Genomic DNA, 11119 nt, shown 5'->3' with positions numbered 1-11119 from the left:
TATTACTATAATCACAAACGGATTAAGGCAAAACTAAAAGGCATGAGTCCGATTCAATACCGAAATCATGCACTAGTAGCTGCCTAAATATCTGTGTCTAACTTTTTGGGTTCAGATCAAAAGTCAGACCTTTTTTTATGTTAATATTACATAACTATTGTGATAGTTCAATTAATAAATCTTCTGTTTGAATTGCTTCACCCGATGAAACATGTATAGCCGTTACTGTACCAGCAAACGGCGCTTGTACAGTTGTTTCCATCTTCATAGCTTCAGTAATCAATAAATGGTCTCCTTTATTGACTTTCTCCCCTTTTTCAACTAACACTTTTAAAACAGTACCAGGCATGGAGGCTCCGAGGTGATTCGGATTGTTTTTATCCATTTTTGATTTAGTAGCCACCGTAGATTTTACATTTTCATCTTTGATAATTACCTCACGTGGTTGACCATTTAACTCGAAATAAACGACACGAGTTCCGTCAGCTTGTGGCTGTCCGATGGAAACTAATTTGACAATTAAAGTTTTACCTTGTTCTATCTCTACTTCAATTTCTTCTCCAAGTCGCATACCATATAAAAATGTTGGAGTATCTAGTTTTGAGACATTGCCAAACTGTTCGCCTGTTTTAATGTAATCCATAAACACTTTTGGATATAATGCATATGCGATGGCATCAAAATCAGTTACTTGCCTATTTAATGTATGAAACAGCTGTTCTTTTATCGCAAAAAAATCAACTGACTCAATATGTTCACCCGGTCTATCAGTTATTGGCTCACGTCCTTTTAGAATTAGGCGTTGTAATTCTTTCGGAAATCCACCATAAGGCTGACCTAATGACCCGGAAAACAACTCAACTACAGAATCAGGGAAATCTAACGTTTCTCCTCGTTCATATACATCCTCTTCAGATAAGTTATTTTGCACCATATACAGCGCCATATCACCAACAACTTTAGATGATGGGGTAACTTTAACAATATCACCAAACATATCATTTACTCTTCGATACATACGTTTGACTTCTTCCCATCTTTCTCCAAGTCCCACAGCTTTAGCTTGTTGTTGTAAATTACTATATTGACCACCTGGCATTTCATGAACATATACTTCTGAATGTGGAGCTTTCATTCCGCTTTCAAAATCTTGGTAATAACTTCTGACACCTTCCCAATATTGAGATAATTGCTCTAAACCATTGATGTCTGCTGTTGGCATTCTGTCGGACCCTTCTAATGCATAACATAGCGTACTTGCACTAGGTTGACTCGTTAACCCTGCCATTGAGCCCATAGCTACATCTACAATGTCAACCCCTGCATCTATTGCTTTTGAATACATCAAAATTCCATTACCACTCGTATCATGCGTATGTAAATGGATAGGAATATCAATTGTTTCTTTCAGGGATGAAATTAGTTCATAGGCTGCCTGAGGTTTTAACAAACCTGCCATATCTTTAATGCCTAATATATGTGCACCTGATTGCTCTAACTCTTTAGCAAGATTTTTGTAATATGTTAAATCATACTTCGTACGAGTTGGATCAGTAATATCACCTGTATAGCAAATTGCTGCTTCAGCGATCTTACCGTTTTGACGAACTGAGTCTATAGCAAGCCTCATTCCTTCTACCCAGTTTAGACTATCAAATATTCTAAAAACATCAATTCCTGCATGAGATGATTTCTCAACGAATTCACGAATTACATTATCTGGATAATTTTTATAACCAACTGCATTTGATGCTCGGAGTAGCATCTGAAATAATACATTCGGTACTTTTTCTCTTAATGTTAATAAACGTTCCCACGGATCTTCTTTCAAGAACCGATACGCCACATCGAATGTCGCTCCTCCCCACATCTCCATTGAAAATAAATCAGGAATTAAGCGAGCTGTTGGTTCGGCAATTTGCTTTAAATCATTTGTACGGAATCTTGTTGCTAATAAAGATTGATGAGCATCACGGAAAGTCGTATCTGTGAGCAACACTTGCTTTTGCTCTTGAATCCAATGAACAAGTCCGTCAGCACCAAAATCATTAAGAATTTGCTTTGTACCTGATGGCATTTGTTCTGAGCTCTTTAATTTAGGAATTAGAGGTTTATCAAATACTGGCTTCTTTCTTTTTTCTACTCCTGGGAAACCATTGACAGTCACCGTTCCAATATATGAAAGCATTTTAGTTCCTCTATCTTTTCGCTTCGGAAATACAAATAATTCTGGTGACGTATCTATAAATGAAGTGTCATATTCACCTGTCAGGAATTTTTGGTGTTTAACTACGTTTTCCAAAAACGGTATATTTGTTTTAATACCACGTATTCGAAATTCTCTTAAATTTCGAACCATTTTTGCAGCAGCTTGTTCAAAAGTTAAAGCCCAAGTTGATAGCTTGACTAAGAGTGAATCGTAATGGGGCGTAATAACCGCTCCTTGAAATCCATTACCCGCATCTAAGCGTACTCCAAACCCTCCGCCAGATCGATATGCCATAATCTTACCTGTGTCTGGCATGAAGTTATTCAATGGATCTTCCGTCGTAACACGAGATTGGATTGCAAAGCCATGAGTAATAATTTGCTCTTGACTAGGAATCCCTACTTTATCACTATGAAGCCCTTGTCCCTCAGCTATAAGAATTTGAGATTGTACAATATCAATACCTGTAATCATCTCAGTTATTGTATGCTCCACCTGCACTCTAGGGTTGACTTCAATAAAATAGAACTCTCCTCCCGATACTAGAAATTCAACTGTACCAGCATTTATATAATCAACATTCTTCATTAGTTTTACAGCGGCCTGACAAATATCATCTCTTAGCTTTTCTGACAAACTAATACTTGGTGCAATTTCTACAACCTTTTGATGACGACGCTGTACAGAACAATCTCGTTCGAACAAATGAACAATATTACCCTCATGATCCCCTAGTATTTGTACTTCAATATGCTTTGGAAGTTCTATCAATTTTTCGACGTATACTTCATCATTACCAAAGGCAGCCTTCGCTTCAGATTTCGCACGGTCGTAAGATTCTTTGACTCCTGCTTCACTGCGAACAATTCTCATCCCACGTCCACCACCACCTAAGGAAGCCTTAATGATAATTGGATAACCATGGGTTTTACCAAATAACTCCACATCTTCAACACTATTAACTGGACCATCACTACCTGGGATAACAGGAATATCAGCTAAAACAGCTTGATCTCTTGCTTTTACCTTGTCTCCAAACATATCTAAGTGCTTAGATTGAGGCCCGACAAATATAATCCCTTCTTCCTCACATCGCCTAGCAAAATTAATGTTCTCAGACAAAAATCCATATCCAGGGTGAATTGCGTCAATATTGTTAGTTTTTGCAATTTCAATAATGTTTTCGATATCCAGATATGCGTCAATTGGTTTTTTTCCTTCACCTACAAGATAAGCTTCATCTGCTTTATATCGATGAAAAGATCCAGTATCTTCCTTTGAATAAATCGCTACAGTACGAATGTTAAGTTCTGTACAAGCTCTAAATACTCGGATCGCAATTTCTCCACGATTTGCTACTAGTAGTTTCTTGATGCGACGATTTGTTTTCATTGTTTTCCCCCTTGACTGTGTAAGTATAATAAGTTATGAAAAAATAGTGCAACAGTGTTAGCACATATTGTGACATACGATGGATTTAATATGAAATTGGTTTTCGGAAAGTTTGTTGGTGCTTAATTGGTTGCTCATTCATTTCTTGTGATTTATCCAATTGACGATTAACAAACATCGATATATTAACTAGAATTCCCATTGAAATCATTAATAATAAAAATGATGACCCACCGTAACTAATAAAAGGTAGTGGAACACCTGTAATCGGAATTAAGCCGGTTACACCACCTAAGTTAATGAAGGTTTGAATACCTATCATTGACGAAATGCCAATAGCAAGTAAACTGCCAAATGGATCGTTGCTTTTTCGAGCAATAAGAAATCCCTTTAGGATAATAAACAATAATAAAAATAACACAAAGGTAACTCCAAACAATCCTAACTCTTCTGCGATAATAGCCATAATAAAGTCTGTATGAGATTCCGGTAAATAACCAAACTTCTGAATACTTTCTCCAAGTCCTAAACCGTTTAAACCTCCTAACCCTATAGCTATGTACGAATTAACTAGCTGGTAGCCACCACCAACTATATCCTCATTTGCAAACGGATCTAAATAACCATAAAGTCGCCCCAGCCTTTTTTCTGTAAAAATCTGATTCGAGAAAATAACGAATATAGGTGTAATTAAAATTAAGCCAGCAAGAGCTAACATACCTAGTTTAATTAAATTTTTTATCCCCATACCCGATGACATAATTATTGTGGTCGCAATCATTGCAATGATAGTAGCTGTCCCAATATCAGGCTGTAGAACAACCAAAATACAAATAAATCCCACAAAAATTATTGGTGGCAAAACTGCCCTATCAAATTGATTTATGTATGATTGCTTTTTTGAATATGCAGCAGCTAAATATATAATGACAGCCATCTTAGCAAACTCTGATGGTTGTAATCGAATAATACCTAACTTTAACCAACTTTGGGCATTACCAGCTGTGTGACCTAAAAAGAATACAAATATTAACAAGGCAATAATACCTAACACAATGCCTTGAAGAATCTTTTTTGATGCATACGCTTTATACGGAAAGATCATGGTCGATAGAAATGCTATAAAACCAATTATTAGCCATTTTTTTTGTTGCTGAAAAAAAAAGTCACTTTGCCCACCTGTATATTCATCATACCTTGTTACCGATATAACAGTACTGGAACTATATATCATCAATAATCCAAAGACACTCAATAGCAATACAGCAACTACAATTGAATAATCATATGATTTGAACATTTTTTTTATCATATATCCTCTTCCTAACTACATATTAATACAAAAACTTTTATAAATATTATTCTCCATTAAACTACGAAAAACCTTTGACGTTTTGTTAAAAACTGAATATTCTAAGATATGTAATGTTTATAAAAAAACTCAAACCATCTTCATAGTTTGAGTTAATGCATATTATTTTTTCGTCGATGCTTCATGTAGGGAAGAAAGCTCCTTCTCTAATTCATCCAGTAACTCTTTACCCTGTTGTTCTTCTATAAGCCTTAACCTTACTGCAAAATCTATTTCTCTAGATAAGCCAAACATTTGCGTATCTAGTACTTCTTCATATAATGGACACTGCGGCATCGTTAAGTTATCCATTTGAACTTTTATTAACTTCAGTATTTTTGCAGCATCAGCTTTTAAGAGACTGTATGCTTTTTCACGTTCATTTGTTGCAATTTCAGCCGTCAAAATTAATCCCTCCGTTCACGAGCGACTACCCCAATCCTATCTATAAATATTACCGTGAAAAAAGGAAAAAAGCAAGAAAAAAGCGATTTTTCAATACTAAAATATACTTAACTTGAATGTTGAGGAAAGTATTTCTAGCATCTTTAGTCCAGCAATGCTATTACCTTTATCATCTAAAGATGGTCCATAGATGCCAATTCCAAATTTATTCGGTAACACTGCAAGAATTCCTCCAGAAACCCCACTCTTCGCAGGTAAGCCTATTTTGATTGCAAACTCTCCAGATGCATTATACATTCCACATGTAACCATAAAAGTTTTACATATTCTCGCTATACGTGCAGGAATGATTCTTTCTCCTGTGCATGGATTGGTGCCATCAAACGCAAAAACTAATGCTATTTTCGCTAATTCCGTACAATTAATATTTATTGCACATTGTTTCGTGTATACATCCAATAACTGTTCAATATCTCCATTAATGATCCCATGTTCTTTCATATAGTAACCTAAAGACCGATTAAGATATGCTGTATGAAACTCTGAATCCGCAACCTCAGACGAAAAGGAGATATGATCATCACCTGTAAGCTTACGGACAAATAATATAAAATTATTAATTTGTTCACTTGCTGTGTTACCGCTAATCATGTTCGTTACGGCTAAAGCACCTGCATTAATCATTGGATTTAAAGGCTTGGAAGGAACTGTTGTTTCTAGCTTAGCAATTGAATGAAAGGGATCACCAGTTGGCTCCATCCCCACTTTAGAAAAAACATAGTTTTCTCCATGCTCCATTAAGGCTAAAGCTAAACTAATTACCTTTGATATACTTTGCAAAGTAAACCTTTTATTCACATCTCCAGCAGAATTGCACGTACCATCAGGATAATATAGAGCTATAGCTAAATCTTCTTTATTAGCTTTAGCTAATGCGGGTATGTATGATGCCACATTACCATACTGTATACATTCTCTAGCTGCATTAACAGTTCGCTCTAATTCACTAGCGGATTTACAAGCCATAATATCTCTCCTTAGTTTCTCACTGTTAGTGTATCTTTATCTTGTCCAGGTCTGAACGTTTCATGATGTATTGATGACAATTATTTAAAAACACGCTATACTTTTGCTAATGAAATAAGTAGAAAGGTTGATTCTAGTGACATCAATTGTAATGATAGAAGGCAATGTAGCATTTAATATCACACTTGATCCTGCAGTATGGATATTTGATGACAGACGAATAGATTTAAAATCATTCTTTACTCCAAATAAAGAGACAGTTAAGTCTGAAGGTAATGTAACAAATGTCTCAAAACAATGGGACCGTGAAATCCGCGAAGGGGCGATTTCACCACCAACATTACAAACGGAAAAAAAATATGATAAGGAAAGAGTTTTAACTGGTTCATTCGGTATTTTACTTAAACATTTTTTAGAAAATGCTGAGCCGCTACAAAATGCTACATCGTTAGATATAGTTACTCACACAGAAACCATTACAATCTCACTCTCACAAGCTGAGGATGCTATTTTAGCTTTTTCCAACAACGGAGAGCCTTTAAAAGATAATGGGCCAATACATATATATTTTGCTGATGGGTCTAACAAGGAAAGGCCGATCACACATATAAGAAAGTTCATTGTTAAATAAGACTGTTTCCTACATTTATTGAGAAGCGCAAGGTCTTACATTGAATCCGTAGCAGTTTTCCTGTTGTATAACGATGACAATCATATATATCTTCAACAAGGTAGCATGTAAAAATGCACGTAACGCAAAAGAAAAAGTGGCTAAATGATTTCTAAAAACAATTGGAGCACCATCTTAATAAGATGGTGCTCCTTCATAATATATCAGCTGCTAATTGCGCTATTTTTGAACGTTCTCCTTTTATAAGTTTCACATGTCCTGCAATTCTTTCATTTTTAAACTTTTCTACGACATAAGTTAAGCCATTATTGTATTCATCCAAATAAGGATGATCTATTTGCTCAGGATCGCCCATAAGTACAATCTTACTTCCTTCTCCAACTCTTGTTAAAATTGTTTTAATTTCATGCTTCGTTAAATTTTGTGCTTCATCAATAATGATGAACTGTTCTGGTATACTTCTTCCACGGATATACGTTAGTGCTTCTACTTCAATTGATCCTAACCCAGCAAGAATCGCATCTAATTCACCCGGTTTCTTTGTATTAAATAAGTATTCTAAATTATCATATATCGGCTGCATCCACGGTCGCAGTTTTTCTTGTTTTTCCCCAGGTAGAAAACCAATATCTTTGCCAACAGGTACAATTGGTCTTGCAACTAATAATTTTTTATATATACATAAATCCTCTGTTTGTAAAAGTCCCGCTGCTAACGTAAGTAACGTCTTACCTGTCCCCGCTTTTCCAATTAATGTAACCAGTGATATATCTTCTCTTAGCAATAATTCTAAAGCCATCATTTGCTGAACATTACGAGGCTTAATCCCCCAGACATGTTCTTGTAAAAATACCATTTTGCTAATTTTTTGCTCTTTCTCATTAACCATCCCAACTGCAGATGCTGATCCACCAGATGAGTCCTTCATAATAATAAATTGGTTTGGGTAGAATTGATTACTACTATATTCAGCTAATGTTAGATCACCTTTATTATAAAACTGTTGAAAATCCTCGGTGCTTGCAAATAAATCAGTAAAACCTGAGTAAATATGACCGATATCAACTACTCTATCACTTAAAAAGTCTTCCGCATTTAACCCCAATACATCCGCTTTTACTCTTACTAAAGCATCTTTACTAACTAGGATGACTAACCTGCCATTTTCTTTGTTTTGTTCCTCAATTGACAAATTTTTGGCAACTGCCAATATGCGATTATCATTTGTTTTTTCTACGAAAATATCTTGTAGTTGCTGAAAAGAACGGTGATTCAATTCAATTCTAAGAACACCACCATTCTCTAATAAAATCTTTTCATGTAGTTTCCCACTTAATCGAAAGCTATCCACTAACTTAGATACTTGTCTTGCATTTCTCCCAACTTCATCCATATAGCGTTTTTTTGAATCAACTTCTTCTAAAACAACTGCTGGGATGACAACTTCATTATTTCCAAATGAAAAAATTGAATGTGGGTCTTGAAGTAAAACATTTGTATCTAACACGTAGATCTTATCCAACCCTCCGCCTCCCTGTATGGATATAATTCAGTTCTATCAGATACATCAGAACCTCTTATTGTATGTGTTCAAAGAGTACCTTCAATATCGTGTTAAACTATTAGACGGCTTGATAAAATATATGTCTGGACGTATAAAGATAGAAGGTTAAATAAACAATAAAATCAAATTGTTTATCATAAAGAATATATCTGCTATTCAAATTCAAAACTAAGGAGTGATAACGATGACAAGAAAATTACTCATAACTATTGTTATCGCATTATTCACATTAATAGGCTGTACCATAAATCAACAAACAAATGATAATAAGAATTCACCTGAAATGATAAATGTTAAAAATACAACAAACGAAACGAAGGAAATAAAAAATGGGCAGGAAGCGGCTAAACATTTAGTGGATTTAGCTAGTAGCATACCTAATGTTAATGATGCAACAGCTGTTGTATTAGGTGAATTCGCTGTTGTAGGAATCGATGTCAATTCACAATTAGATAGGTCCAAAGTAAGTACGATTAAGTACTCAGTCGCTGAAAGCTTAAAAAAAGACCCATACGGTGCAAATGCCATTGTGATAGCAGATCCAGATACGAATGTTAGGTTAAAACAAATGGCAGCAGATATAAGGAATGGCCACCCTATTAAAGGAATTATGGATGAACTATCTGCAATCGTTAATAGAGTCATGCCTGAAGTTCCCAACGACCTTATCGAAACAAATAGAAAAATAGATCCAACAAAAAAACCAAATAGAGAACTTAACGACAAAGACAAACAGGAACTGGAAAAGGAACAAATAGAGGAGTCTGAAGAACAACAAGGCTAAAAATTAAGCAAAAAAGCAGGGGGCGGTCGAGTGTTCCCTCCCCTGTCTACTTTGCTTCCCTGCCGTCCACTCTACTGTTGAGTTAGCTAAATCGTGTCCAACTCAAATGGCCATATATAATTAGTCCTACTTTTTCAAAGCATCCATTACTTGTTTATCTAGTTTCGCAGCTGCTTTTTCATCATAGGTTTTTTCATACTTAGGTTCCTTAGTAATTTTTGAACCATAGAACATAACATCCCGAACTTCAGAAATTTGTATTTCTACTTGTGCAAGCTTTAGTGGTATACCTTCTATTTTATTTTTTTTAACAGAAGCATGCCCTGTAATAGCATACGTTGATTCATTGGCAATAACATTCATAACAACGAGTGAATTTTGGCTCATATTTTCCAACATTCTTGACCTATTATCTACCGCGAAATAAATGCGTTGTTCATCTGGAGCAAAAACCCATGAAATAGCGCTTACAATAGGGCCTCCACTTTCATGATCTACTGTCGCAATAGTCACGAAACGTTCCTTCTGTAATGCCAAAAACAAAGGTTCAATTAGCTTCGGTTCAACTTGATTTGCCATAAAACACCTCCAAAGTTATATATACAATAATCTTACCTTTTTTTGTGGTAAGATAAAACTATAATAAATTATTATTATTTAATGAGGTGCTTTAATGAAAGTGAAATGTGTACTTTGTGACCAGATAAATACAATTGATGATGATTCGATGCAGGCAAAGCGCCTGAGAAACAGACCCATTCATACATATATGTGTGACCCATGTTATGTACGTATAGAAGAAAAAACAAATATGAGGCTTGCTACTGGAAATTTCCACCTATACCGTGACAAAAAAACAGAGGACGAGTGGTAAAAGTAGAACTGAACAGGGAGTAAGAGTGAAATGAACTAAAACTGATCATCCTTTGCTATACATAAGGGCAGCATCCAGCTCTACATAAACAAAAGGTGACTCATAAGTAATGAGCCACCTTTTCTTTATTCATTAGGATAATTAATATACTTCTCAGGTTCTAGTTCAATTTGATCTAGCATGACGTGAATTAACTCTATAGGAAATCGATTTTTGAAATCACTTCCATTTTGTGAGTAACTTATATAGTACATGATTTCATCTTTAGTAACAGAAATCATTGACAGTCCATGTTCATCCACTAATATATTTGTAAAAAGTGCGTATGTATCTTGAGCAGCAGAATCATTTTTTCTCGAATCTGCAACGACTTTAATACTTAACCAATTATACAAGGCATCTTGTAATGATTTCATGATTGCACATCCTAGGAATTAGTATTTGCTTTGTGCTTTTTTGCTTGATTTAATCTAATTTTATATATAATTAAAATAACCGCTGCAAAAAACAATCCTTCTGCCATTGGTAAAAATGCCCCGAAAAAAGTTAACACTGTACAACCTAATGCTAAAAAAGCATAAATCACAATATTTTTTAACAAAGGAAGTTTTTTAGCAAAGCCCAGCTTATATACAACAATACTTAATGCAAAAATCGTTATGTATAATAGCCACATGCCCAATTCTGGATTGTCGTCTACTTGATATAATGATGCAAAAAATGACAGCCTTGAAGAAACATCAATTTCCATTTCAAATCCCCCCTTACATTAAGAAAGCATTATCGCCTCCTTTCCCATCAAGAATAGAATCACTTAGTTTAAACATACGTTTTTCTTTAGCCTAAGGAGGCAATAACTTTGTGGGTCAAGGAATTAAGCCAT

At 35.1% G+C, this 11119-nt stretch carries 12 protein-coding genes; 4 read left to right on the top strand and 8 right to left on the bottom strand.

The annotated features are described in order from the left end of the window. Positions 1 to 87 (top strand): IS3 family transposase (locus tag ACSVDA_RS11565; protein ID WP_485883345.1); only part of this gene is annotated, 87 nt, incomplete at its 5' end. Between the two features lie 67 nt (positions 88 to 154). Here the strand turns inward: ACSVDA_RS11565 and pyc are convergent. From pyc to glsA, 4 genes are all read right to left on the bottom strand, one after another. Next, entirely contained in the window at positions 155 to 3601 is a 3447-nt protein-coding gene (pyc, locus tag ACSVDA_RS11560) for a pyruvate carboxylase (RefSeq protein WP_485883329.1), read from the bottom strand. Between the two features lie 85 nt (positions 3602 to 3686). After that, positions 3687 to 4913, bottom strand: coding sequence for an FtsW/RodA/SpoVE family cell cycle protein (locus ACSVDA_RS11555; protein WP_320257083.1), 1227 nt, complete (start codon positions 4911 to 4913; stop codon positions 3687 to 3689). Positions 4914 to 5075: 162 nt separating this feature from the next. Beyond that, on the bottom strand, positions 5076 to 5357 hold the full coding sequence (locus tag ACSVDA_RS11550; protein WP_214483203.1) for an Fpa/YlaN family protein: 282 nt from the start codon (positions 5355 to 5357) through the stop codon (positions 5076 to 5078). A gap of 96 nt (positions 5358 to 5453) precedes the next feature. Beyond that, positions 5454 to 6383: a glutaminase A gene (gene glsA / locus ACSVDA_RS11545; protein WP_485883326.1), complete on the bottom strand. Its 930-nt coding sequence runs from the start codon at positions 6381 to 6383 to the stop codon at positions 5454 to 5456. Positions 6384 to 6534: 151 nt separating this feature from the next. Between glsA and ACSVDA_RS11540 the strand changes: the two genes are divergently transcribed. Continuing rightward, positions 6535 to 7014 carry a peptidyl-prolyl cis-trans isomerase gene (locus tag ACSVDA_RS11540; RefSeq protein WP_485883324.1) on the top strand — a complete coding sequence of 160 codons (480 nt, stop codon included), beginning with the start codon at positions 6535 to 6537 and terminating at the stop codon, positions 7012 to 7014. Between the two features lie 193 nt (positions 7015 to 7207). Here ACSVDA_RS11540 and ACSVDA_RS11535 read toward each other — a convergent pair whose 3' ends face one another. Then, the gene (locus ACSVDA_RS11535; RefSeq protein ID WP_485883322.1) at positions 7208 to 8536 is read right to left on the bottom strand and encodes a PhoH family protein; all 1329 of its coding nucleotides are present in this window, start codon (positions 8534 to 8536) and stop codon (positions 7208 to 7210) included. Positions 8537 to 8762: 226 nt separating this feature from the next. On the opposite strand from ACSVDA_RS11535, the gene ACSVDA_RS11530 reads away from it, so the two are divergent. Further along, the gene (locus ACSVDA_RS11530; RefSeq protein WP_485883320.1) at positions 8763 to 9362 is read left to right on the top strand and encodes a YhcN/YlaJ family sporulation lipoprotein; all 600 of its coding nucleotides are present in this window, start codon (positions 8763 to 8765) and stop codon (positions 9360 to 9362) included. A 126-nt stretch (positions 9363 to 9488) separates the two neighbouring features. On the opposite strand, the gene ACSVDA_RS11525 is transcribed toward ACSVDA_RS11530, so the two are convergent. After that, positions 9489 to 9941 (bottom strand): pyridoxamine 5'-phosphate oxidase family protein, encoded by a 453-nt coding sequence (locus ACSVDA_RS11525; RefSeq protein ID WP_485883318.1) that lies wholly within the window; start codon positions 9939 to 9941, stop codon positions 9489 to 9491. A 94-nt stretch (positions 9942 to 10035) separates the two neighbouring features. Between ACSVDA_RS11525 and ACSVDA_RS11520 the strand changes: the two genes are divergently transcribed. Next, positions 10036 to 10236 (top strand): YlaI family protein, encoded by a 201-nt coding sequence (locus tag ACSVDA_RS11520; RefSeq protein ID WP_214483197.1) that lies wholly within the window; start codon positions 10036 to 10038, stop codon positions 10234 to 10236. A gap of 125 nt (positions 10237 to 10361) precedes the next feature. On the opposite strand, the gene ACSVDA_RS11515 is transcribed toward ACSVDA_RS11520, so the two are convergent. After that, positions 10362 to 10652 (bottom strand): hypothetical protein, encoded by a 291-nt coding sequence (locus ACSVDA_RS11515; protein WP_485883316.1) that lies wholly within the window; start codon positions 10650 to 10652, stop codon positions 10362 to 10364. Positions 10653 to 10663: 11 nt separating this feature from the next. Then, the gene (locus tag ACSVDA_RS11510) at positions 10664 to 10981 is read right to left on the bottom strand and encodes a YlaH-like family protein (protein ID WP_214483278.1); all 318 of its coding nucleotides are present in this window, start codon (positions 10979 to 10981) and stop codon (positions 10664 to 10666) included. Positions 10982 to 11119 lie beyond the last annotated feature (138 nt).

The sequence above is a fragment of the Cytobacillus sp. Hm23 genome, assembly GCF_051842895.1.
Lineage (GTDB): Bacteria > Bacillota > Bacilli > Bacillales > SM2101 > Nanhaiella.
The sequence above is the reverse complement of the archived record's forward strand: the minus strand, read 5'-3'. Positions and strand labels throughout refer to the sequence as shown.